The sequence below is a fragment of the Aurantimicrobium minutum genome (genome assembly GCF_002355535.1).
In the GTDB taxonomy this organism is placed as follows: domain Bacteria; phylum Actinomycetota; class Actinomycetes; order Actinomycetales; family Microbacteriaceae; genus Aurantimicrobium; species Aurantimicrobium minutum.
The window spans coordinates 211379-235287 of sequence record NZ_AP017457.1 but is presented as its reverse complement, the minus strand read 5'-3'; the positions used below and the strand labels follow the sequence as shown (position 1 = coordinate 235287).

The 23909-nt window shown below is 54.0% G+C and carries 27 protein-coding genes and 1 tRNA gene; 4 read left to right on the top strand and 24 right to left on the bottom strand.

The window, feature by feature from the left end:
• Positions 1–74: 74 nt before the first annotated feature.
• The 9 genes from AUMI_RS01215 to AUMI_RS01175 all read right to left on the bottom strand — a co-directional run bounded on the left by AUMI_RS01215 (position 75) and on the right by AUMI_RS01175 (position 9616).
• Positions 75–890 carry a PP2C family protein-serine/threonine phosphatase gene (locus tag AUMI_RS01215; RefSeq protein ID WP_096380419.1) on the bottom strand — a complete coding sequence of 272 codons (816 nt, stop codon included), beginning with the start codon at positions 888–890 and terminating at the stop codon, positions 75–77.
• Positions 891–933: 43 nt separating this feature from the next.
• A complete protein-coding gene (locus AUMI_RS01210) occupies positions 934–1641 on the bottom strand; it encodes an FHA domain-containing protein (RefSeq protein ID WP_096380416.1) in 708 nt (235 codons plus the stop codon).
• A 24-nt stretch (positions 1642–1665) separates the two neighbouring features.
• Entirely contained in the window at positions 1666–5211 is a 3546-nt protein-coding gene (gene smc / locus AUMI_RS01205) for a chromosome segregation protein SMC (RefSeq protein WP_096380413.1), read from the bottom strand.
• A gap of 82 nt (positions 5212–5293) precedes the next feature.
• Entirely contained in the window at positions 5294–6058 is a 765-nt protein-coding gene (locus AUMI_RS01200; protein ID WP_096380411.1) for an IclR family transcriptional regulator, read from the bottom strand.
• Positions 6059–6151: 93 nt separating this feature from the next.
• Entirely contained in the window at positions 6152–7228 is a 1077-nt protein-coding gene (locus tag AUMI_RS01195) for an alanine racemase (protein WP_096380409.1), read from the bottom strand.
• A gap of 9 nt (positions 7229–7237) precedes the next feature.
• On the bottom strand, positions 7238–8095 hold the full coding sequence (gene mutM / locus AUMI_RS01190) for a bifunctional DNA-formamidopyrimidine glycosylase/DNA-(apurinic or apyrimidinic site) lyase (RefSeq protein WP_096380407.1): 858 nt from the start codon (positions 8093–8095) through the stop codon (positions 7238–7240).
• A 4-nt stretch (positions 8096–8099) separates the two neighbouring features.
• Positions 8100–8810, bottom strand: a complete 711-nt coding sequence (gene rnc / locus AUMI_RS01185) for a ribonuclease III (RefSeq protein WP_096380404.1) — start codon at positions 8808–8810, stop codon at positions 8100–8102.
• 23 nt (positions 8811–8833) lie between these two features.
• On the bottom strand, positions 8834–9040 hold the full coding sequence (gene rpmF, locus AUMI_RS01180; protein WP_096380403.1) for a 50S ribosomal protein L32: 207 nt from the start codon (positions 9038–9040) through the stop codon (positions 8834–8836).
• 21 nt (positions 9041–9061) lie between these two features.
• Positions 9062–9616 (bottom strand): YceD family protein, encoded by a 555-nt coding sequence (locus tag AUMI_RS01175; RefSeq protein ID WP_231951777.1) that lies wholly within the window; start codon positions 9614–9616, stop codon positions 9062–9064.
• A gap of 103 nt (positions 9617–9719) precedes the next feature.
• Here AUMI_RS01175 and AUMI_RS01170 point away from each other — a divergent pair.
• The 4 genes from AUMI_RS01170 to AUMI_RS01155 all read left to right on the top strand — a co-directional run bounded on the left by AUMI_RS01170 (position 9720) and on the right by AUMI_RS01155 (position 12171).
• A tRNA-Leu gene (locus AUMI_RS01170) sits at positions 9720–9801 on the top strand.
• Positions 9802–9841: 40 nt separating this feature from the next.
• Positions 9842–10489 carry a DedA family protein gene (locus tag AUMI_RS01165; protein WP_096380400.1) on the top strand — a complete coding sequence of 216 codons (648 nt, stop codon included), beginning with the start codon at positions 9842–9844 and terminating at the stop codon, positions 10487–10489.
• A 42-nt stretch (positions 10490–10531) separates the two neighbouring features.
• Positions 10532–11314, top strand: coding sequence for a DedA family protein (locus tag AUMI_RS01160; RefSeq protein WP_096380398.1), 783 nt, complete (start codon positions 10532–10534; stop codon positions 11312–11314).
• Positions 11315–11316: 2 nt separating this feature from the next.
• Positions 11317–12171: a PhzF family phenazine biosynthesis protein gene (locus tag AUMI_RS01155; protein ID WP_096380396.1), complete on the top strand. Its 855-nt coding sequence runs from the start codon at positions 11317–11319 to the stop codon at positions 12169–12171.
• On the opposite strand, the gene AUMI_RS01150 is transcribed toward AUMI_RS01155, so the two are convergent.
• The 15 genes from AUMI_RS01150 to atpE all read right to left on the bottom strand — a co-directional run bounded on the left by AUMI_RS01150 (position 12172) and on the right by atpE (position 23864).
• On the bottom strand, positions 12172–12624 hold the full coding sequence (locus tag AUMI_RS01150) for a pilus assembly protein TadG-related protein (RefSeq protein WP_096380394.1): 453 nt from the start codon (positions 12622–12624) through the stop codon (positions 12172–12174).
• A complete protein-coding gene (locus tag AUMI_RS01145; RefSeq protein WP_096380391.1) occupies positions 12621–13082 on the bottom strand; it encodes a hypothetical protein in 462 nt (153 codons plus the stop codon). The genes AUMI_RS01150 and AUMI_RS01145 overlap by 4 nt, the downstream gene beginning before the upstream one ends.
• Positions 13057–13458 carry a TadE/TadG family type IV pilus assembly protein gene (locus AUMI_RS01140; protein ID WP_096380388.1) on the bottom strand — a complete coding sequence of 134 codons (402 nt, stop codon included), beginning with the start codon at positions 13456–13458 and terminating at the stop codon, positions 13057–13059. The genes AUMI_RS01145 and AUMI_RS01140 overlap by 26 nt, the downstream gene beginning before the upstream one ends.
• A gap of 8 nt (positions 13459–13466) precedes the next feature.
• Positions 13467–13655 carry a hypothetical protein gene (locus AUMI_RS01135; protein ID WP_096380386.1) on the bottom strand — a complete coding sequence of 63 codons (189 nt, stop codon included), beginning with the start codon at positions 13653–13655 and terminating at the stop codon, positions 13467–13469.
• Positions 13656–13682: 27 nt separating this feature from the next.
• Entirely contained in the window at positions 13683–14621 is a 939-nt protein-coding gene (locus tag AUMI_RS01130; RefSeq protein ID WP_096380383.1) for a type II secretion system F family protein, read from the bottom strand.
• On the bottom strand, positions 14618–15502 hold the full coding sequence (locus tag AUMI_RS01125) for a type II secretion system F family protein (RefSeq protein WP_096380381.1): 885 nt from the start codon (positions 15500–15502) through the stop codon (positions 14618–14620). The genes AUMI_RS01130 and AUMI_RS01125 overlap by 4 nt, the downstream gene beginning before the upstream one ends.
• On the bottom strand, positions 15499–16713 hold the full coding sequence (locus tag AUMI_RS01120; protein WP_096380378.1) for a TadA family conjugal transfer-associated ATPase: 1215 nt from the start codon (positions 16711–16713) through the stop codon (positions 15499–15501). Before AUMI_RS01120 ends, AUMI_RS01125 begins: the two co-directional genes overlap by 4 nt.
• Positions 16714–16876: 163 nt before the next feature.
• A complete protein-coding gene (locus AUMI_RS01115; RefSeq protein WP_096380377.1) occupies positions 16877–17704 on the bottom strand; it encodes a YaaA family protein in 828 nt (275 codons plus the stop codon).
• 77 nt (positions 17705–17781) lie between these two features.
• On the bottom strand, positions 17782–18054 hold the full coding sequence (locus tag AUMI_RS01110) for a F0F1 ATP synthase subunit epsilon (RefSeq protein WP_096380374.1): 273 nt from the start codon (positions 18052–18054) through the stop codon (positions 17782–17784).
• A gap of 2 nt (positions 18055–18056) precedes the next feature.
• A complete protein-coding gene (atpD, locus tag AUMI_RS01105) occupies positions 18057–19565 on the bottom strand; it encodes a F0F1 ATP synthase subunit beta (protein ID WP_172418224.1) in 1509 nt (502 codons plus the stop codon).
• A gap of 38 nt (positions 19566–19603) precedes the next feature.
• Positions 19604–20503, bottom strand: coding sequence for a F0F1 ATP synthase subunit gamma (locus AUMI_RS01100; protein ID WP_096380372.1), 900 nt, complete (start codon positions 20501–20503; stop codon positions 19604–19606).
• Between the two features lie 48 nt (positions 20504–20551).
• Positions 20552–22192: a F0F1 ATP synthase subunit alpha gene (gene atpA, locus AUMI_RS01095; RefSeq protein WP_096380369.1), complete on the bottom strand. Its 1641-nt coding sequence runs from the start codon at positions 22190–22192 to the stop codon at positions 20552–20554.
• A 61-nt stretch (positions 22193–22253) separates the two neighbouring features.
• Positions 22254–23051 carry a F0F1 ATP synthase subunit delta gene (locus tag AUMI_RS01090; RefSeq protein WP_096380367.1) on the bottom strand — a complete coding sequence of 266 codons (798 nt, stop codon included), beginning with the start codon at positions 23049–23051 and terminating at the stop codon, positions 22254–22256.
• Positions 23051–23596: a F0F1 ATP synthase subunit B gene (locus tag AUMI_RS01085; RefSeq protein WP_096380365.1), complete on the bottom strand. Its 546-nt coding sequence runs from the start codon at positions 23594–23596 to the stop codon at positions 23051–23053. Before AUMI_RS01085 ends, AUMI_RS01090 begins: the two co-directional genes overlap by 1 nt.
• A 31-nt stretch (positions 23597–23627) precedes the next feature.
• The gene (gene atpE / locus AUMI_RS01080; RefSeq protein WP_096380363.1) at positions 23628–23864 is read right to left on the bottom strand and encodes an ATP synthase F0 subunit C; all 237 of its coding nucleotides are present in this window, start codon (positions 23862–23864) and stop codon (positions 23628–23630) included.
• Positions 23865–23909: the final 45 nt, after the last annotated feature.

Here is a 23909-nt window from a genome sequence, read left to right as displayed (position 1 = left end):
TCCACCTTCCCCCAACACGGTCAGTGTTGGTGTGCTCAACGCAAATAACGCCGTAAATTCAGCGCACTTGAAGTTTAAGCAGGTGAAACTGTGGATTCGGTGTGCCCCACCGTGACAGCCATAACGTCAATAACGATGAGGGTGACGTTATCGCGACCGCTATTAGTCAGTGCGGCGTTCATAAGCTCGGTTACCGCGTCTTCAACAGTCGGTGCAGCTGAGAGAAAATGCTCGATACCCACATCGGTCAACTCTTTAGTGAGGCCATCAGAACACAGCAATAAACGCATGCCTGGAACAACGGGCAGTGCGACGTAATCGGGAATTGGTTCGTCAATAATGCCCACAGCGCGTGTGATCACATTGGCATGAGGGTGGTAGTCGGCTTCTTCTTTGGTGATGGTGCCAGCATCAACGAGCTGCTGCACCACCGAGTGATCGACAGTGACCTGTTCAAAGGTCTCGCCCATCTTCACATACACACGAGAGTCACCAATGTTGAAGATTGCCCACTGCAGTTGATCGGCTTCCTGCACCAACGCAGCACCTGTGACAGTTGTTCCAGCGCCCTGCTGTTCTTCAGTCAAGCGTGAGCGAAGATCTGACACGGAGAGCGCTAAAGCCATTTCGAGAGCGTCCAGATCGGCAAAGCCGGGCTTTTCTAGCCCGGCAATACGCTGCACAACAGCATCACTGGCCACATCGCCTGCGCTGTGGCCGCCCATGCCGTCAGCGACAGCAAAGACGGGGCAGGCAATCGCATAGGAGTCTTCATTGTTGGCTCGGTGGTTTCCCACATCTGTTCCTGCAGCCCAGGCAAGCGTGACAGATGCCCCGGTACTCAGGTCGACAACAGTCGTCCCAGTTGAGTTCTGGCCAAGGGCAGTCACAGGAAGTTCTCCAAGATTGGGGCGTTACCGGTTCATTAAACGGTTAGCCAAGAACTTCAATTCTATTACCGTCTCCGAGGTCCACGATTGCGCCAACACTCAAGGCCATGGAATCCCCTGGCGCAAGCAAGACAGTTGGCTTAGACGGAATGATGATGCGGGTTCCATTTGTGGAGCGTAAATCCGTCACGACCACAACCTCACCTTGCATTTCCAGGCGGGCATGGGTGGAGGAAACAATTCCGTCCGGTGAATAAAGAACAGCCAAGGTCACGCTCTGCTCTGATCGCACAGGCACCGCGGGAAGCCTTCCAAAAATCACAGGCTTCGTCAGCGACCACTTTGTTCCATTGATATGGCGCAGGGTGAACTGCGAAACAACTTCTTCCTGTGGTTCAGGCTTGGCTTCAGGTTCTTCTTCGATGTTCTCGAGATCTCCCAACAATTGCTTCACACCCAGGGACGTATCGAGCATGGAACCAATGAGGGTGTTGTATTGCCCAGTGGTGGAATCGGGAATCTCGGTTTCATCAACAGTGATGATGGTGTCATCTTCAACCGGAATGACGGCACCAACGATGGTGGCATCATCCACGGTTGCCGCGTCGATGACCGTGCTCTCGATAATCTCAACCGAGCCCACAATAGTTTCGTCAATAGGAACCCGAATAATGGTGTCATCATCGGGATTGACTCCGATGACAGTTTCATCATCAGGGGTGAGGTGGGTGTTCTCGTCAGGGTTATTCATCTTCTGTAATATCCCTCACTCGCGTTAGGACGCTTGTGCGTTCTCCGGAGCTGACACACGCTGACCCACCACAGCAGAGACCCCATCTTGGCGCATGGACACACCATAGAGCGCATCCGCAATTTCCATGGTGCGCTTTTGGTGTGTAATCACGATGAGCTGGCTGGAGTTGCGCAAATCTTCAAAGATGGCCAATAGGCGACCTAAGTTGGCATCGTCCAAAGCTGCCTCGACCTCATCCATGATGTAGAACGGCGAAGGGCGAGCCTTGAAAATTGCAACCAGCAAAGCCACAGCTGCCAGAGATCGTTCACCACCGGAGAGCAGGCTCAACCGGTCAATCTTCTTACCCGCGGGTTTGACCATGACCTCGATACCGGTGGTCAACAGGTCATCTGGGTTGGTGAGGTTGATGCTTCCAGAACCTCCGGGGAAGAGGATGGGGAATACTTCAGCAAAGGCAGCCTGGGTGTCCTCAAACGCTGTTTGGAAGACCGTCTGCATCGTGTTGTCGACTTCTTCGATGATGGTCATCAAGTCTTTACGCGTATTGGTGAGGTCTGTGAGCTGCTCTGTAAGGAAGGTGTGGCGCTGTTCGAGGGCGGCAAACTCTTCTAATGCGAGTGGGTTCACTCGGCCAAGCTGGCCAAGCTTACGCTCTGCCTTCTCCAAGCGAGTTTGTTGTTCAGCACGGTTATAGGGCTTTGTTTCTGGTTCAGCATCAGCAGGGGCATCAGCCTCAAGAGCAACCACGATGGGAACGTCGGGGCCGTATTCAGCGATGAGAACATCTTCGACTAGGCCAAGTTCGTTTCCTGCACGCTCGAGGAGCGCAGAAAGCTGCATTTTCTTTTCATAGATCTGCAGTTCAAGACCATGCACGTTTTCGGTTATCGAGTGCAGGCGCTCACGCAATTGAGATTCTTCCTGACGCAAGGAAATGAGTTCCTGGTTTTGGGCAGCACGGTCAGCTTCACGCTGAGCGAGAACAACACGGGCTTCAGAAACGGAGCGGTCCACAGAATCCAGTACGGCGGGAAGAGACTCGGCAACCCCTGCTGCAGCATCAATTTGGCGCTTGCGAATGACGGCACGGCGCGCTGCTTCTTCAGCTGCGGCACGGTCTGCTTCGAGCTGCTGACGCAACCCTTCCACACGCAGTTCTTCTGCACGAACGCGCTCACGAGCAGTTTCGAGTTCCAAGCGGGCTTGAACTTCTTGTTCGCGAACCTGTTCAAGTTCTGCGAAGAGTTCATCACGAGCAGAAACATCCAAGATGGGTCTGGGTCTGGACTCCACAGCATCCAACTCGGTACTGGCACGGTGTGCATTGTGTTCTGCTTCCTCAACGGAGGCGGCAGCAAGCGCAAGTGAAGCGCTCAGACGTTCGGATTCGGCTGTTGCCGCTTCCACCTGCACGCGAGCACGGTTGAGTGCTTCGGAACGGGCGGCAAGTTGTGAATCGTATTCGCGCAGTGCAGCCAGTGCAGCTGTGGAGCGTTCCTTGGCCACCTGGGCAACTCCACGCTGATCAGCGAGCTCAAGGCGAGCTTGATCAATCAAGCCAATGACCTCGTCGAGGCGCTTTTGCGCTGAATCACGCTCAGAAACAAGTTCGATACGGCTTTGCTTCGAGCCTGATCCACCGCGCAATACAAAGCGAGTGAGAACTTCACCGGCTTTTGTAATGATGGTGATGTTGGAATCGGCTGCGTCCAAACCCTGCTTCCAGGCTTGTTGCGCTGTTTCAAGATCATCGGCGATGACAGTTGATGCCAGAAGTGCGAGCACACCAGCAGGACCCGAAACAACCTCGCTGGCTGGAACAACACCAGAAATCTGTGGAAGTGCGACGGGGGTTGTGCCTGGCTTTGCGGCAACGACAATTTCAACTCGGCCGAGATCATCCCGATCAACATTGGCCAGTGCTGAGATTGCAGCATCCATGTCATCTGCAAGAACGGCATCCGAAAGAGAACCCAGTCCGGCAGCAATAGCCGCTTCGTAACCTGATTTCACCTGGATGTGTTCAGCAACTAATCCTTGAATACCTGACAGCTTGGCTTTCACCAGAGCAGATGAACCATCTTTTTGATCCAACGCCATGGAGAGGGCACCAGTGCGAGCTTGTAACGCATCGCGTTCACGCTCCAGAGTGTGGAGCTCATCACGCAAACGGTCAATGGTGCTCTCTGCATCAACAACTGCAGCTTGGGCTGCTTCATAGGCTTCATTGAGCCCGGTTTCTCCAGCAGTGGTGTCTGCAGAATCTGCTTCAACCTGTGCAAGGTTTTGCTCGGCAGTAGCGCGACGTTCCGTGGCAGCATCGAGAGCATTTTGCTGACGCAACACTTCACCACGAACGGCAGCTAGTGCAGAATCTGCAGCCTCTTTCTTTCCCCGCAGGCTGGTTAGTTCCAGATCGTGCTGAGAGACCAACGCCGACTGTGCCGAAATTTGCTCATCAATGGAGTCGAGCTTCTCGCGCGCGACCACAGTCGCCTGCTGGGATGCTTGCCAAGCTGCTTCGGCAGCAATGACGATGCCTCGCATGACGTCAACTTCAGATTCTGCGCCCTCAATCATGGCCTGGTTGACGCCAGAACCCAATGGTTGCTGGTCGGTGTCCGCACCTAGCAAAGCTAAGCGCTGGTTAGCCAGGTTATAGAGACCACGTAGACGTTCTTGAATGGATTCCAAAGCAAAGACTGTTTTGCGGGCGGACTCAACATCATCAGCACTCTGGTCTGCTTCGAGACGTCGCACTCGCAACATGGTGCGCTCAAGCTGTTCTTGCAGCACGATGCGTTCGCTGTGACGTTCTGACTCGGTCTTGTTGTGTGCATCTAATGTGGTGCGCAACTGAACAACATCGTCGGCAAGAATACGTGCTCGTGCATCACGAACTTCTGCCTGAATGCTCTGTGCTTCGCGGGCAATTTCTGCCTGGTGTCCTAATGGCTTGAGTTGGCGACGAACCTCGGTAGCAAGGTCGGTCAAACGTGTGAGGTTGGCCTGCATCGCTTCAAGCTTGCGCACCGTCTTTTCTTTGCGGCGACGGTGCTTGAGAATTCCGGCAGCTTCCTCAATGAAGCCACGGCGATCTTCAGGACTAGCTTGGAGCACGTTGTCGAGGCGCCCCTGGCCGACGATGACGTGCATCTCGCGGCCCAGACCAGAGTCAGAGAGCAGTTCTTGAACATCGAGCAGTCGGCAGTTTTCGCCATTGATGGCATATTCACTCGAACCGTTACGGAACAGGGTTCGGCTAATGGTGACTTCGGTGTATTCGATGGGCAGAGCACCATCAGAGTTGTCGATGGTGAGCAGAACCTCTGCGCGGCCGAGTGGGCCGCGTGTGGAGGTTCCCGCGAAAATGACGTCTTCCATCTTGCCGCCACGCAGGGTCTTTGCTCCCTGCTCACCCATAACCCAGGCCAGTGCGTCGACGACGTTGGACTTTCCTGAACCGTTGGGACCAACGACACAGGTGACACCGGGTTCAAAGGCAAAAGTGGTGGGTTGGGCAAACGACTTAAAGCCTTTGAGCGTCAGGCTTTTTAGATACACGTCGTTTGGCTCCCAATATCAGCAGTGCACACGCACTAGCTAACAAATTTACTGGATATAAAAGCCAGAAAAAACCACAGGTTTAGTGGTCGTCTTCGAGTTCTTTACGAATCGAATCAGAAGCCTGTTGCAGCACCTCAACTAAACGTGGAATATCCATATGGGTCAGGTGCGCAACGATACCCAAGGCTGCGACGCAACGGCCTCCGCGCAGGATGGGAACAGCTACCGAGCCATTGCCTGCGGTGCTTTCTTGACGCGCAATGGCATAGCCACGGGTTTTGGTTTCAACCAGTTCGGCCTTGAGTTTGACCGGATCCACAATCGAATAAGGAGTGGTGCGCGTGAGTGGCCTGCTGAGGTATTTCTCAATAGCTTCATTGCTTTGCCACGCCAACAGAACTTTGCCTACGCCGGTGGTGTGAAGAGGAAGGTGACCACCAGCTCGTGAGGCGGTGTGTACTGAGCGCTCACCACCGATGCGGTCAACATAAAGTGCTTGACCACGGTCAAGCACAGCCAACGTAATGTTTTCTCCCGTTTCCTCGTAGAGACGAGCCAGCGTGGGAAGTGCGCGATGACGCAGCTGATCGCTCACAGGTGCAAGCTGCCCAATGGACCATACGCGTGTGCCAATGCGGTAGCGGCGGTCTGAACCTCGAACGAGGAAGCCTCCTGCGACGAGTTCCGCAACCACACGGTGGGTGGAGGACATAGGAAGGAGAGATTTTTCGGACAGTTCTGAAAGTGTCAGCGCGCGACGACGCTCGTTGAAACACCCCAGAACAGCGATACCGCGACCAATAGAGGAGATTGGTGCACCGGCAGTAGTACGTGCTGGACTCATGAAATATCTGCCCTTTCAGGCTATGAAAAAGAAGGTTCCAATGACCGGAACTCTACTCCTCATTTATCTCGATATCAAGATATTGGAGATTAATTATGAATTTCTTCCCCGCGCAGCGACCATCCAGGTGTCCACCAGTTCCCCGCGATCGAAAACGTAGACCTGATCTGCGAGGTTCACGGTATTACAGACGTGGTTAGGAATGACCGACAGAACATCCCCTCGGTTGGGGAGCTCGCCCTCCGGGAATTCAATCGTTGCGTGATGTTCAGATAGAGCAACGATGCGAGCATCGTGAAACTCCAGAATACGTCCATAGCCAGATGCGTACCCGGCACGATCCGCGCCCAATGCTTTACTACCCGCATCCACGATGACTCTATTTCCTCGAATACTCACCACGGTTGCCTGCACGGTCAGGGCAACATCAGCCCAGTCGCAACTGCCCAGCTCAAGCTGTTGAGCATCGTTGAAAACATAGACACCTGGCCGCTGCTCTGTGATGACCTGAACATTGGCCGACGCAAGAGACGGGGTCGATCCCCCGCTGCAGATAATTGCAGCCGTTTGGCCAACAGCTATGAGCTGGTCACGGGCGGTGGCCAGCGCATTGGCTTCATCCTCTGCCGCGGTGCTCAGCGCTCCAGGAGCGTAGCTGTGCCCGGGGAAAGTAAAGACACCTGAAACCTCAAGGCCAAGGCTTGCGAGGTACGCACCAAGCTCACCCACCTTCTCTGGCTCAATACCACTTCGGTGGTGACCGCTGTCTAGTTCAATAAGTAGTTCCAGCAACGGTGCGCGCCCACCGAGCATCTTGACTAATTGGGTGCCAGCCTCTGCTGAGTCAACGCCGAGTCGAATTGTGGCCTGATCTAACAATGCATCTAGTCGCTGAGCTTTAGCTTCTGTCAGCCACAGTGGATAGGCGATAAAGACATCGGTAAATCCCGCCGCGACAAACACCTCAGCTTCACCCAATGTGGCAACAGTAATACCCAGAACACCCGCGGCTTCCTGCATTCGGGCAATCTCAATAATTTTGTGTGTTTTCACATGGGGGCGCAGCGCATAACCTGAAGAACGTGCTGATTCTGCTGCTCGTGAGATATTTGCCTGCAGTGTGCCCAGCTCAATAGAAATAAATGGTGTCTCAGGCATCGCAGGACTCATATCATGAGCCTACTTTTTCTGGCAGCGGGGACAGAAGTGTGACCCCCGGTTCATGAAGGAAACTTTTCTAATTGAAGTACCACATCGAGGGCACGGTTTCCCCTGCTGTCCATAGGCGTTCAAGCTGTGAGCAAAGTAGCCAGATTGACCGTTGACATTGACATATTGGGCGTCAAAACTTGTGCCACCCTCAGCCAAGGCTTTATTCAGAACTTGTCGCAATTCAAGCAACAGTTCTTGCGCTTTAGCTTTGCTCAATGAGTCAGCGCTTCGTTCACCATGAATCTTCGCAGCCCACAACGACTCATCAGCATAGATATTTCCCACACCGCTGATCAGCGTCTGATCTAGAAGAGCACGCTTGACACCCGTGCTCTTTTTTCGCAGCCGAGTGATGAACATCTCGTCATCAAAGAAAGAATCGAGAGGGTCCAAGGCAATGTGTGCTGCCTGAGCCGGGACAAGCCCGGAAGATTGTTCCACGAGTTCATCCACGGCCATTGACCCAAAGATGCGCTGGTCAACAAAGTTGACCAGCCGCTTTCCGTGCTCAGGATGTGTGATTCCGTATTGAATGCGCAAATGCCGATCAGGTTCCGCACCAGAGTCCCTGAGTAAAACTTGTCCACTCATTCCCAGGTGAGTAACGAGCGCATCGCCAGAATCTAAGGGGAACCACATGAACTTTCCCCGACGCTCTGCAGAGAGAACAGTTGACCCCTGCAGCATGCCAACGAAATCTCCACGCCGGGCATCATGACGCTTCAAAGAACGTGGGTCGAAAACGTGAACGGAATCAATGCGTGCGCCCACAAGAGCTGGTTCTAAACCAGCACGCACAACCTCAACTTCGGGAAGTTCAGGCATGAAGCTAGGAAACGTTCCCGCTCAGAGTGGCCCATGCACTCAACGCTGCCGCCATCTCTGCGTGTTTCTTGCTCGATCCCGTCCCGGTTGCCTCAACAAGTGTTCCGACCATTACGGTTGCCGTAAAGATACGAGCATGATCTGGTCCGTCCGCCTGCACGGAATAGACGGGAACATCGGAACCGAGCTTGGCAGCAATTTCTTGCAAACTTGTTTTGGGATCCATTGCCGCACCAAAACGTTCAGGATTCTTCAGAAAAGGTTCGATCAATCTCAGCACAAGATCGTTGGCAACTTCGGGGCCTTCGGTCAGATAGGCGGCACCAAATAGTGCTTCAACGGTGTCTGCCAGGATGGAATCCTTGTTGCGACCGCCGGTGAGTTCTTCACCATTGCCCAGTCGAATGTAGCTACCGAGATCAATACTGCGGGCAACTTCTGCGAGCGCGATCGTTGAGACCAGTGATGCTCGTCGCTTTGCCAACTCTCCCTCAACTAAATCAGGGTGGTTGCGATACAGCATCACGGTTACTGCTTGGCCCAATACGGCATCGCCAAGGAACTCTAATCGTTCGTTGTGGGCGATGCCCCCGTGCTCGTACGCATAAGAACGATGCGTCAAAGCAAGCTCATAGAGCTCCCCATCCAGGGGTATGCCAAGTGAACTCGAGAGACCCGAGATATCGGTCAGATGACCAGAAGCAGGAGAGCTCATGCTCACTCGCCTAAAGAGTGTGACTAAACGTCAGCTACCTTGCGGCCCTTGTACTCCATGAAGAGTGGGGTGCCAGCAGAGTCTTCAACAACCTTTGCGCGGTGAGGCAGGCTGTAGGTTACCTTGCCCGAAGCGTCAACGCTCTTGACGAGGGTGGCGGCTTCAGCCTTCCACTGTGAACGGCGCATGCGAGTGCTTGCTCGCGACATTTTCCGCTTGGGAACAGCCATGGCTATCTCTTCTCTTCTTGCTTAATTCTGTGAACCGGTGCTTGTGTCACCGTTGTCTTCGGAAGCAGTCAACTGGCTAAGCGCTGCCCATCTCGGGTCAATCGTCTTGGTCAGCGTGGTATCCAACGGTTCAGCCAGACGTTCACCAGTCTCAGGATCGAGACCAGCACAGTCTGGGCGACATACCGGCTGGAACGGAAGTGCGAGCACGACCGCTTCCCTGACTAGAGGTTCAAGATCCACGTGGTCGTCGTGAACCTCATAATCAAATGCTTCGTCTACAGAATACGCGAAAAGTTCCTGAAATTCGAGTTCGAGGTCTTCCTCGATGGGCTCGAGGCATCTTCCACACTCACCAAAAGCTGTTGTTTCAATCTCTGCCGAGACCAAAATGCCGTCCCCAAGGGATTCCAAACGCAGGTCAAGGTGGATATTTTCACCCGCGGGAACGCAAATGATTCCTTCGCCCATTTTCTCGGGAGCGACAACATCAAGCTCTCGCTCACGGTGCTCACCTGGGCGGTGCATGAGGTCATGAACCTCGATGGTGAATGGGGTTTTGACGAATTTGCTCACGAGAAAGATTCTACGCTGAGCACCGCTTCTGCCTCGCCTCGAAGCATTTCCACCTCGGTTCGCACACTGTTTCAATCCCCCATAAACTAATGAGGTAACACTCGCGGGAGTGGTGAAATTGGTATACACGCCAGATTTAGGTTCTGGTGCCGAGAGGCGTGAGGGTTCAAGTCCCTTCTCCCGTACAAATGCAACATCCCTGACGCTGTGCCAGAAAGGGTATCCATGCTCCACGCTGCTGCTTTAGATAGCCAAATGAGCGACCTGCTCAGTCACGTCGGTGTGGTCATCTTTTACCTGGTTGTGTGGGGTCTCGTTTTTGCAGGTACTGGCCTGTTCGTCGGGGCATTCATCCCCTTCATCACTGGAGACTCTCTCCTTTTCGCGGCAGGGCTGATCACAGCTGCGAATGAGAATCTCAACATTTGGATTCTTGCTCTGGGTGTCGGTATTGCTGCATTTATCGGCGATCAGGTGGGTTTCATTTTGGGCCGACACTTGGGTCGTCCCTACCTGGATAAAAAGAGCGGGCCGCGCATGAAACGCATCATCGCTCGGGTTGAAAAGTTTTACTATGCCTACGGCTGGTGGTCAGTCGTCATTGCACGCTTTATCCCCTGGGCTCGCGTTTTTGTTCCCTGGGTTGCTGGCATTGGCAACATGAACTACTTCAAATTCTTAACGAGCAACTTTGTGGGCGCTGTTGCGTGGGGTGTTGGACTCACACTCGTCGGCTACTACGCGGCAAGTATCCCTGGCGTCAAGGCTGCAGCGTACGTTATTGCTGGATTCTTTATTCTTGCCTCCATCATTTTCAGTATTCGTACTTGGATAATTGAACGTCGTGATCGCCTCGAGGAATCTTCGAATTAGCTGAGAGCCGGCCTTAAGCACTACCTATAGGCTTAACCCACTATGCATACCGCGCTGATTCCCTTCTTGGACCCTGAAAACCTCATTGCCGGATTCGGTGCCTATGCACTGCTGGGCGTGGCCTTTATCGTCTTCGCCGAGACAGGTCTGCTCGTTGGCTTCTTACTTCCTGGCGACACACTGCTTTTCATGACAGGAGTGCTCGCCGTCAATGAATCCTTCTTTGGTGTGAACATCTTCTGGGTGTGTGCCGCGATTTCTCTAGCCGCGTTCGTCGGTGGTGAAGTGGGCTACTTTATAGGCCATAAGTTTGGGCCGAGCATTTTTGAAAAGAAAGAAAGTGGCTTCTTCAGCACGAAAAACGTCGAGCGAACTAACGCATTCTTTACTCGCTACGGCGGGCTAGCCGTCATCATGGCTCGCTTTGTACCTGTGGTTCGAACCTTTGCCCCGGTTGCCGCCGGTGTGGGCAAAATGAACTACAAAAAATACACGCTCTATAACTTCATTGGCGCCATCATCTGGGGAACTGGTCTGACCTTTGCAGGTTGGCTTGTTGCCACCCTCATCCCACCTGTTGCTGTATTCGTTACCAACTACATCGACGTTGTACTTATTGGTGTTGTCGTCATCGTTCTGATTCCCAGCATCTACCACTACATCCAAGCCGTTGTGAAAGCTCGTCGTGCAAAGGCTGAGGCAGCTCACAAGCACAACCCAGAGACACACACCGTCTCTCACGAAGAGGCTGAGAAGCTAGCCCTCAAGCCTGAGGTTTTCAACCAAAAGCACGACGGTCAGCATGAAGCTGATCCCACGAAGTAGTCATGGCTGATACTGCAGTACTTCGGCTAACTGCTTTCTCAGACGACCCCGAGGGTGGAAACCCAGCAGGAGTCGTTCTCGATGCGACAGAGCTCTCTACAGAGCAGATGCAGAGCATTGCTGCAGACGTGGGATATTCCGAAACTGCGTTTCTTATCCCCCACACTGATGTGGAGAACAGCTACCAGATTCGTTACTTCACCCCTGCAGCGGAGGTTGCCTTTTGTGGTCATGCCACTATTGCCTCTGGTGTAGTTCTGGGGCGTGAATACGGTGATGGCGTCTATGAACTGAGCACACAAGCTGGCCCGGTTGAGGTTGATGTAACCGTTGCCGGAGAGAGCGTGGTGGCAACACTAACCTCTCCCCCCACCACGCTGGCACCTCTAGACCCAGACCTTGTTTATGACTTACTCGATGCCCTCGATTGGGATGAGACGGCCCTCGATTCTCGGTTCACACCTGCTGTGGGATTTAGTGGAAACCACCACCCCATTTTGGTGCTCGACAGCCGTGAAACCCTCGCATCGATGGATTATGACTTCGATGTTCTAGCCGAACTCATGAAAGAACATCACTGGACAACGATCCAATTGGTGTACCCAGAAGAAGGCGATCCGCACGGCCGGCGTTGGCATTCGCGCAATCCTGCACCCTCAGTGGGAATCTACGAGGATCCTGCAACAGGATCGGCAGCAGCGGCCCTCGGCGCCTATTTCCGGGAAACCGGTGTTTATGGGGTTGGTGACCACGTCACCATTTTTCAAGGCGACGATATGGGGCGACCCAGTTCCATCATGCTCACCATCGGTGGTTCACGCATGAAAATTTCTGGCACCGCCACAGATATTCTCTAGCTAGCCCAGCACCGTTCGTGCTGTTGCGGTGACAGAAATGACGATACCGTCAGGCATAAACATGGACACCACGGGCGGATGCCAGGTTTTACGCAGCGTCACCTCTGAGCTGACGCCATCGGGAGTTCGCGCTGAAACCAGCTGTACGCCAGCACTATCAGCCGCGGCAATAATGGTGAGATAGTTCTGCGCCTGAGCCTTCACTGCAGTATCCGTTAGGGAAATCAGAGCGACACCATCAACCATTTGCACATCATCGAGGTTGAAAGCTTCAGCAGAGATAAGTGCAGCACTGTCCGCAACAGTGAAGAGTCTCTTGCGCTCGATGTACAAGCTCGTTGCTGCCATCGTTGCCACAATCACAGCTAAACCAATCAATCCGGCGAAGATAATCAAGATGAGGCTTGAGCCTTCGTCTGAGGACAGCTTTCTGTTTTCAATCTGTCGCATCATCGCACTCCATGGAAACGCGAGACAACCTGGCTGGCTTGTGAACTTATTGGCACGACGGCTGCCTGATCCAAATTCAACACGGCAGGAACCATCGGCAGTGGAACATTCACATTCACGCCAATGCTGACCAGTGAGCCCGGAGTGAGACAGCCACCGTTTGTTTGCGAGCACGTTATTGAGACATTGGCTTGTGAGGAATCTAGACCGTAATCCGCAAGGGCAAAATCTATTGCTTGTTGTGCCCGAGCCACAGCCACATCTTGGTTGGGGGATTCCACATAGACCCTCGCTGCCTGTCTGGCAGCACCCTCGGTAGCGAGGGTTGCTCCCTGGACTGCAGAGACAGCAAGCACGAGATACACCAGAGGAATCAGCAACAACATCCCCGCGGTGATGAACTCGAGTGAAGCTGAGCCATCCTCGCGGCGCAAACTAGTTAAGAACTTCTTTTGCAGCATGTCCCGTCACTTCCAGCGATGTTGCCGGGCCCCAGAGCCCAATCATGGGCAAAGGGGCTTCTACAGTGATGACTGTTGCCGGAGCCCCCAGCCAGTTTTCTTCACGAGCGCTGACGTTGGTGGCATATTGTTTTCCGACAGCTGTAGTGATGAGTTCTTTGGTGCGTTGCACTCCCTCTGCGGGAGTGGAATCAATGAGTGCACCCCATCTAGCGCCTTCAGAGGCCGCATCTTGCAACGTGTTTTTCACATGCAAAGCCAGACCGAGTTGAAGCACGCCCAGCGTCACAAAGGTCAGCAAAATACCGACAAAGACAAATTCGACAACAGCCGAACCACTGTCATCACTGACAACCTGACGAAGAGACGCACTCATGATGAAACCTAGAAACTCACCACGCGAGAAATAGCTTGATCAAAAACTGTTCCTAATGCAGGGGCAGCAATGGCCCAGATAGCAACAACCAGACCAGCAGTCATCAGGGTGATGAGAACCCAACCGGGAACATCGCCTTGTTCGTCATGCAGACGTGCATTCACGTTGTGAGCAATTTTGTTCAGTACTTTTTTCATTTCTTTCTTCTTTCTCTATGTGCCGGATTAGAAACCGGATTGGATGACGAGGAAACCAGGGAACACCGCAAAGATGATGGTCACCGGCAAGATCAAAAACACGAGCGGAACGAGCATGGCAACCTCTTTTTGCCCAGCACTTTCGAGCAAACGTCGCTTGGCATCTTCACGCGCATCAACAGCATGGGCTTGCAGGACTGCCGACACCGGTGTTCCCCGGTTGAGCGCTCCCAAAATCTGTTCAATTCCCCGAGATAACGCGGGGATGCGCAGTTTACGGCTCAGATTCTGAAGTGCTGTTGCCAAGGGAATGCCCAATTGAACATCCAAGACAACTACACGGAATTCATCCGTGACATCACCATGGCCAATGGTGGCCATGCGTAAAAGAGCATCAGGTAAACCTTCACCGGCAGACAAACTCAAAGATAAAAATTCCCAGACTGCAGGAAGCTGAGCTTCGATTCGCTTCACACGAGATTTTGCTGCATAGCCAAGCAGATAGCGTACGCCTAAGAACCCCACCATCGCGCCCAGGATGGGAACGAGCACATAGGCAATAGCGACCGGTTGAACCCACAGTGCAACTCCTGCATCGAGCAGGAGACCAGCAGCTGCACCCCACAGTCCCCACGTGATTTGACGGGCACGAAATTCGGAGACGCTCAGGAGTGAACCCGCCCGGGCAAGATCACATTCGAGCCCATCAACCGGGCCGGCAAAGCGCTCGGTGAACTTTTCCAGTGTTCGACGTACTTCACGTAAACCAAAATCAAAGCGTGGAAGCGGTGCAGCACTGTGCGCAGTGACGTCTGCGTATGCCTGGGGAGAAATGTCTGCCACCAGGTGAGCTACTCGACGTTGTAGTGAGGGACTGCGAAAGCTGGGCAGAGTAGTGAGAATAATCCACACTCCCAATCCGGCAATAGCACCGAGGGCAATCCCCCACGCATCTAATGAACTCATGCCAACCACCGCTTTTCGTCTGGCAAATACCCCACAGCAGTCATGATTTTGTATGCCAACAAACTGACGGCTAAGCCGACAAGAATTACAACCACCCCGGAAGCAGAGTTATATGCTTGGGCTGCCTCGGGCCTGGTGGACAAGAGCAACAACACAATCCACGGCGCCATCACGCCAATTCGTGCAGCCAACCTAATCCATCCTTGTCGTGCCTCTACTTCCTGGCGCAGGGCAGATTCGGCTCGCAGGTGCGATCCAAGTGAGCCGAGGACTGTCGTGATCTCGGTGCCACCGAGTTCACGACCTAATCTCAACGTTTCAATAATTCGATCACCGTTGGGATTGGCCCACCGGGCCTTCAGATCAAGGGCTGCGAGCTCGAAGTTGCCAGAAACCTTGTAGTCCTGTGCGAACAATGCTGCTGGAACGCTTACTGCCTTTGATGAAAACCCTGCCAGCGAGATGACAGCATCCGGAATGTTTGATCCGGAGCGAATGGCAGAAATCAGTGCATCCACAACATCAGGCCACTGATTACGCAACGTCCTTTTTGCACGTGCTCTCCTGCTGGCGGCAAACATCCACGGAAGAGATGCTGCCGTGAACGCAATCACCACGCTGAGGGCAGAAACACCGGTTACTGCCCAAGCCATTGCTCCTGCGATGACAGCTAAAACGGTAGCTAGCGCAACGGTGACGGAGGGTTTCATCCCCAGCTGCAAAGCAATTTCATTGAGAGAAATACTCAACCGCGATGTGTGCGAGCCGGAAGTGGGGCGTTCTTTTCTGGGCCATAACAGGCCTGAGATCATGAGAAAGATTCCGATGCCTGCTGTGGCGCCTAAGAATATTCCCAGAATTTCTAGCGAAGAGAGTCTCATGCGGCATCCAAGACTATTCGTGGGTTGAGATTCGTCAATTCGAACTTGTCGAGACGAGCGGGAGCTTCTCCGGTTGCAACTAGGACATCTTCACGGATTTCAAAGATTGTTGTCGTTTCAATCTCCCCGCCAATTATGCGCCCCGTTGGAGCGATGATTTCACTCACGCGGCGACGGCCGAATCTGTCGAGCTCACAGTGCACAACAACATCAATGCAGCTGGCGACAGTGGGAACGACGAAACTGGCATCAATATTGCGACCAGCAAGCAACGGAAGCGTGCAGAGCTTTGTCAGTGCGTCGTGTGCACTGTTGGCGTGAAGAGAACATGCACCAGGTAATCCACTGTTGAGAGCAATGAGCAGATCTAAACTCTCTGCTTCGCGCACCTCACCCACCACAAGACGATCAGGACGCATACGCAGTGCCTCTTTGATTAACCGGCGCAGAGTAATCTCTCCGGTGCCCTCCAAACTGGCCTGTCGACACTGCATGGCAACACTGTCACGAGCACCGAAGTTGAGCTCAAAAGTCTCTTCGACCGTAATGATGCGCTCGTTTTCGCGCGAGCTGCGCAAAAGAGCATTGAGCATTGTCGTCTTGCCTGCTTGGGTGGCTCCGCACACAAGAATGTTTTGCCGCGCAAGAACACTCATTCGCAAGAATTCCGCAGCTTGACGCGTGAGTGAACCACCCTCAACAAGATCGCTCAGATCCCTGACACTATGAGAGAACTTTCGAATGTTCACAGCCCAATGCTGGGAGGTGATATCTGGGATGGTCACGTGCAAACGGGAACCATCAGGAAGTGATGCGTCCACGAATGGAGACGACATATCCACGCGGCGTCCTGACGTTTGCAGCATTCGCTCAACGAGATCGCGAACCTGGACATTGGTCATGCTCAAATCTGTGAGTTCAGCAACTCCATAACGAGCGACGAACACCTGTGTAGGCGAGTTGATCCAGATCTCTTCGATCGACGGATCATCAAGGAAGGGTTGCAAGGGGCCAAATCCGGCCAGTTCTGCCATAGCCAAGCTGTGGAGCTCAGTATCAGTGAGTGGCTCCCCTGAATTGTGAACTCCGTCACGAACTATCTCGTTACGTAACAGCTTTTCAAGATCGTCAGTAGAGGTCGCCCCGGCGGCAGCTGAGTCATGTGCCTTGGCACGAACTGCACCAACAATGCGGGAAATGGAATCGGACATTCAGATAGCATGCCCGTTCCAGTTTTTCTTCCGCAGGAGTTATCCACATCTCTGCTATAAACCAGAACACGCACTGTTTATTGGGGCGACTGAGCAGCCTTACATAAACAACGGTTGTTTATTCCAAAACTGTGCATGGAGCAGGCAAATACCAAAAGTTGAATCAACAGAGTTTCTGAACAACCCCAGAAACCACCAGGTTGAGCTCTGCAGGCCAATCTTGGGTGGCAGGTTCCCCCGGTTCCAGAATGAAATTCTTTGTGGCTGCCCAAGAAATGAGTTGCTCAACGTTCTCGAGCGAAGACGTGACCGCAGTATCCTTTGCAAGGGCGCGAACAAACTCGCCTTTACCCTTCTTGTTGAAGTGGTTCAGCGCACGCAACTGACCGTTTTCCCCCTTGGTCACCACGCGCAAATAAACGGTGTTCTCTGCAGGAGCAAGAGGTGTGAGAGCTGAATAGCCTTCAGAGCGCAAATCAAGCACCATTTGAGGCTTTTCATTCAGCTTCTTTGCTAGCGCTTTGCTACTTGCCTCAGCCCATGCTTTCTTGAGAGTTCCAGCGGCTAAGGAAGGCAATTTGGAGTCGAAAGAGAGCCGATATGCAGGAATGAGATCAAGAGCTCTCACGGGCCCAAGGAGAGCAGACTGGATAAGAACATGTTCGCCGAGGAAAGTACGAGCCTCGGCAGGGAGATTAATCGCCCCCAGGCCGTCATAGAGCACGCCGGTGTAACGATCAATAGCGGGCATGGTTGGTGAGGTCTTGACGGCCTTATTGCGGTCAACCTCGCCCATTTGCTTGGGGCTGAGCTTGAGAACCTCGGCACACACCTTGGGTTGACGGGCCAGAGACACTGTAGCCGCTACCACACGCTTACGAATGGCATTGAGTTCAGGGAATGCCAGGGCAGATTCGACAAGCAGCTGCTCCAAGGGAGCGCCTTCTCCCCCATCACGCTTCGTTTCCGAAGGTGGCAACAGAATCAACATAACAATCCCTTAAGTGCAAACGCCCACAGGAAGAGCGAATCTTCAACCGCGGGCATCAGCGTGTGCAAGGTTGAGCGTTAGCCAACCAATTCTGCGGCAGAGGCAACAACAGAAACATTGTTGTTTTCAACCGAAAGGAAACCACCCTCAGCGTTAGCGGTGATCTTCGAGCCATCTTCAGTGGTAACACGAACTTCACCGCCGGCAAGGAATGCCAACATGGGTTCGTGACCGGGAAGAATACCGATCTCGCCTTCGCTGGTCTTGGCAACAACCATAGAGGCTGCGCCAGACCAGACTTCCTGGTCGGCAGCTACAACGCTGACCTGGAGGAGAGAAGTAGTAGCCATGATTAGCTGTTTTCCTTCTGGATCTTTGCCCACTGCTCTTCAACATCGGAGATTGCACCCACGTTGAAGAAGGCCTGCTCTGCAACGTGGTCAAAGTCACCACGAGCAATAGCGTCGAAGGACTCAATGGTGTCCTTGAGTGGAACGGTCGAACCTTCAACACCGGTGAACTTCTTCGCCATGTAGGTGTTCTGAGACAGGAACTGCTGGATGCGACGTGCGCGGGCAACAGTAATCTTGTCTTCTTCAGAGAGCTCGTCAACACCCAAAATCGCGATGATTTCCTGGAGTTCCTTGTTCTTCTGCAGAATGGCCTTGACGGTGGTCGCAACGCGGTAGTGGTCTTCACCTAAGTAGCGAGGGTCCATGATGCGGCTGGTCGAGGTCAGTGGGTCCACAGCAGGGTAGAGACCCTTCGATGCGATTTCACGAGAAAGCTCGGTGGTTGCATCCAGGTGAGCGAAGGTGGTCGCTGGAGCGGGGTCGGTGTAGTCATCCGCAGGAACGTAGATAGCCTGCAGCGAGGTAATCGAGTGACCACGGGTCGAGGTAATGCGCTCCTGGAGGATACCCATTTCGTCAGCCAGGTTGGGCTGGTAACCCACAGCAGAAGGCATACGACCGAGAAGGGTCGACACTTCAGAACCTGCCTGGGTGAAACGGAAGATGTTGTCAATGAAGAGCAGAACGTCCTGCTTCTGAACGTCACGGAAGTATTCCGCCATGGTCAGAGCAGACAGTGCTACACGAAGACGAGTTCCTGGGGGCTCATCCATCTGGCCGAAGACGAGGGCGGTCTTGTCGAAGACGCCTGCTTCTTCCATTTCGTGGATAAGGTCGTTACCTTCACGGGTACGCTCACCAACACCGGCGAATACCGATACACCACCGTGGTCTTGAGCTACACGCTGAATCATTTCCTGAATCAGAACGGTCTTACCCACACCGGCACCACCGAACAGACCGATCTTTCCACCCTGAACGTAGGGGGTCAGGAGGTCGATAACCTTGATACCGGTTTCGAACAGCTGAGTCTTGGACTCGAGCTGGTCGAATGCAGGTGGGGTGCGGTGGATGGGCCAGCGCTCCTTGATTTCAATCTTTTCGCCAGGTGCAGCGTTGAGGATGTCACCGGTGACGTTGAAAACCTTACCCTTGGTGACGTCACCAACAGGCACGGAGATAGGAGCACCGGTGTCGGTGACTTCCTGACCGCGCACGAGGCCGTCAGTTGGCTTGAGCGCAATAGCGCGAACCAGGTCGTCACCGAGGTGCTGAGCAACCTCAAGCACAAGCTTGGTCGACTCGGAGCCGATGGTGACGGTGGTCTCAAGGGCGTTGTAGATGCCGGGAATCGAGTCGTGTGGGAACTCGATGTCGACAACGGGACCGGTAACGCGGGCGATGCGACCGACTGCGGTCTTCGCCTTGGTTGCCTTAGGAGCTGCTGCCTTTTTAGCAGGTGCTGCCTTTGCGGTGGTCTTAGCCTTAGTAGCTGGTGCTGCTGCCATTGCTCTTCTTCTCTCTTACCTGGTTTGGGAAGTCTGTGTTACTTGGCGGACGACAAGGCGTCGGCGCCACCAACGATTTCGGAAATTTGCTGCGTGATCTCGGACTGACGAGCGTTGTTCGCCAGACGGGTGTAGTCGCGGATGAGTTTGTCAGCGTTGTCGCTGGCAGACTTCATCGCGCGCTGACGGCTCGCGTGCTCAGACGCAGCCGACTGAAGCATGGCGTTGAAGATGCGGCTCTCGATGTAAACCGGGAGGAGTGCATCCAACACCTTGTCTGCTTCAGGCTCGAATTCGTAGAGAGGCAAAACCTCATTTTCTCCGGGCTCGTCCACGCCTTCAACAACTTCCAATGGAAGCATGCGAACCACGTGGGGAACCTGAGAAACCATGGAGACGAAACGGTTGTAAACGACGTGAATCTCGTCCACACCACCATCGGTGTAGTCGCGCAAGAAGCTTTCGAGAACAGTGTTCGCGATTTCCTGAGCGGTTTCGAATACAGGCTGGTCAGTGCCGCCGGTCCAAACGCGCTCAGCAGGACGCTGGCGGAAGGAGAAGTAGGCATTTGCTTTACGACCAACAAGGAAGTAGACAACCTCTTTGCCCTGTTCGCGCAGCAGTTCTGCCAACTGCTCAGATTCACGCAGAACCTGAGAGCTGAAAGCACCAGCAAGACCACGGTCAGAGGTGAGGATCACAATCGCGGCGCGACGAATCTGCTCAGGCTCAGTGGTGAGCACGTGTGACACGTTGGAGTACGTGGCCACAGCAGATACCGCACGAGTAATCGCACGTGAGTATGGCGTGGATTGCATTACTCGCGCCTGCGCTTTTTGAATACGCGAGGCAGAGATCAGCTCCATTGCACGCGTGATCTTCTTGGTCGTCTGGGCAGAACGAATTTTCTGCCTATAGACCCGAAGTTGCGCTCCCATGTCTCTCCTGAGGTTTCTCTAAAGGTGGTTGATGTCTATGAAGGGCGCTTAGCGCTTCTTCTTGACGATCTTTTCCTGGTTGACGTCGTCTTCATCGATAGCGGTGAACTCTTCGTTGCCCACGGAGGACAGTGAAGAACCGTCACCGACCTGGAATTCCTTCTTGAAGGCAACAACTGCCTTCTCGAGGTCTTCCACAGTCTTGTCATCGAGCACGTTGGTCTCGCGCAGAGTGGTCAGAACCTTGGTCTTGCGACCGAGGTAGTCGAGGAATTCACGCTCAAAGCGCAGGATGTCCTCAACGGGAACCTCATCGAGCTTGCCAGTGGTACCAGCCCAAATGGAGACAACCTGGTCTTCAACGGGGTATGGGGTGTACTGAGGCTGCTTGAGAAGCTCGGTCAGACGTGCACCACGAGCCAGCTGACGACGGCTAGCGGCGTCAAGGTCGGATGCGAACATCGCGAATGCTTCAAGGGAGCGGTACTGAGCCAATTCGAGCTTCAAGGTACCGGAGACCTTCTTGATCGACTTGACCTGAGCGTCACCACCCACACGGGAAACCGAGATACCTACGTCAACAGCTGGACGCTGGTTCGCGTTGAACAGGTCGGACTGCAGGAAGATCTGGCCGTCGGTGATCGAAATCACGTTGGTGGGGATGTATGCCGAGACGTCATTTGCCTTGGTCTCGATGATGGGAAGACCGGTCATCGAACCTGCACCGAGCTCGTCAGAGAGCTTTGCACAACGCTCCAGCAAACGGGAGTGTAGGTAGAAAACGTCACCGGGGTATGCTTCACGTCCTGGTGGGCGGCGAAGCAGCAGTGATACTGCACGGTACGCCTCAGCCTGCTTGGAGAGGTCATCGAAAATGATGAGTACGTGCTTGCCGCCGTACATCCAGTGCTGACCGATAGCAGAACCGGTGTACGGAGCGAGGTACTTGAAACCTGCGGGGTCAGATGCAGGAGCAGCCACGATGGTGGTGTACTCCATTGCGCCAGCGTCTTCCAAAGCGCCCTTTACAGCAGCAATGGTGGAACCCTTCTGACCGATAGCAACGTAGATGCAGCGAACCTGCTTGTTGACGTCGCCGGACTCCCAGTTAGCCTTCTGGTTGATGATGGTGTCGATCGCGATAGCGGTCTTACCAGTCTGACGGTCACCAATGATGAGCTGACGCTGTCCACGACCAACGGGGATCATGGCGTCAATAGCCTTGATACCGGTCTGCATGGGCTCGTGCACCGACTTACGCTGCATAACACCAGGAGCCTGAAGCTCAAGAGCACGACGTCCCTCAATCTTCTTGATGTCACCGAGACCATCGATGGGGTTACCCAGTGGGTCAACCACACGACCGAGGTAGCCTTCACCAACAGGAACGGAGAGAACCTCGCCAGTGCGGGTTACTTCCATACCTTCAACGATGCCGGTGAATTCACCAAGGACAACGACACCGATCTCGTTCTCGTCGAGGTTCAGTGCCAGGCCGAGGGTGCCATCTTCGAAGCGGATGAGCTCGTTCGCCATCACACCGGGCAGACCCTCAACGTGGGCAATACCGTCGGCTGCGTCAATAACGTGGCCAACCTCGGTCTTCGAAGCCTTGGTGGGCTTGTAGGAAGAAACGAAGTCCTTGAGAGCGTCGCGGATCTCGTTGGGGCTGATCGTGAGTTCTGCCATTGTGTTTTCCTTGTCTGACTCAGTCGGGTGACTGAAGGGGTTTGTGAAGTCTTTCCTTGAGCTATCCAGCGAGCTGGAGTCGCAGTTCTTGAATACGGGACGAAACGGAGCCATCGATCACGTCATCGCCAACCTGCACGCGCAGGCCACCAATGATTGCGGGGTCAATGACGAGGTTGATGTTGAGCTCGCGTCCGTAAACCTTGGCCAGAGTCTTGCTCAGGCTGGTCAACTGCGCTGGCGCAATAGGTTGTGCACTGGTCACGGTTGCAATGGTGGCACCTGCCTGGTCAGCAACAATATCTGCTGCATAGGAAAGCAGGGCACCAATCCGGCGACCACGAGGCTGCTGAACAAGCGAGGAAACGATAGCAATGGTTGCTGCCGAGGCCTTGCCCTTGAGCAGTTTCACAACAAGCGCTGCCTTCGCCTTGGGGTCGCCCAGTTTGGATCCGAGGCCAAGCTCGAGTTCTGCGTCGCTCGACACGGCACGAGAGAACGCGAACAGCTCAGCGTCGACGGATTCATTCTTCTTAGCACCCGACACAGCAGCGCGGATAGCGATTTCTTCGACACCGGCCAACAGGTCGTCCTGGTTGGACCAGCGGTAGGAGACGATCTGTCCGAGCAGTTTGGAGGATGTTGCATCCAGTCCCTTGCCGAAGACCTTGCCCAGCAGGGCGGTCTTGTCAGCGGTGGGAACGGCTGGGTCAGCAAGAACGGCGCGCAATTGGGCAGACTCAGCGAGGGCACGACCTGCAGCAAAGAGCTGTTCGCCCAATGCCAGGTTTGCCTTTGCTCCCAAGCCAGCAAGTGCTGCCTTAGAGCTTTCGATTGCGTGTCTGCTTGCGCTACCCATTACTTAGCTGCCTTCTCCGACTTTTCCAGATCTGCCAGGAAACGGTCCACGAGAGCCTTGGACTTCTTGTCGTCAGTGAGTGCTTCACCGATAACACCAGAAGCCAAGTCAATTGCGAGGGTGCCCACTTCGCTCTTAAGTGAGACCAGAGCGGTTTGACGCTCTGCCTCAATCTGAGCTTTGGCAGTCGCGGTGACGCGAGCTGCCTCTACAGTGGCGTTTTCCTTAGCTTCTGCAACGATCTTGACGCCATCTGCGCGAGCAGCGTCACGGATCTTGCCAGCCTCTACACGTGCATCAGCGAGCTGAGCAGTGTACTTTGCCAGTGCCTCTTCAGCTTCCTTCTGTGCAGCATCTGCCTTTTCAATGTTGCCTTCAATGGCAGCACTGCGTGCTTCCAGGATGGCTGAAACGTTGGGCAGAATCTTCTTCCAGAAGAAGATAAGGATGACGGCAAAGATAATCGACGACCAAACGAGGTCGTAGGTTGCAGGTAGAAGAGGGTTTGGTGCCTCTTCTGCTGCAACGATGAGTGCCTGAAGCATGTTGTCTCCGTGTCGAAAGAGCGGAATGTGACTAGTTGGTGAAGATGAAGTAGGTAGCAATACCGATGAAGGCAAGTGCCTCGGTAAATGCGATACCCAGGTACATCAGAACCTGAAGACGACCTGCGAGCTCAGGCTGGCGAGCAACCGACTCGATGGTCTTTCCTACGACGATACCTACGCCGATAGCGGGGCCAATGGCTGCGAGACCGTAGCCGACGGTGGCAATGTTGCCGTTGATTTCGGCGAGAACCGATGTTGCGTCCACGAGTGTTTCCTTCCGTGTTGTCGTCTGAAGCGGATGCTTCAGCCG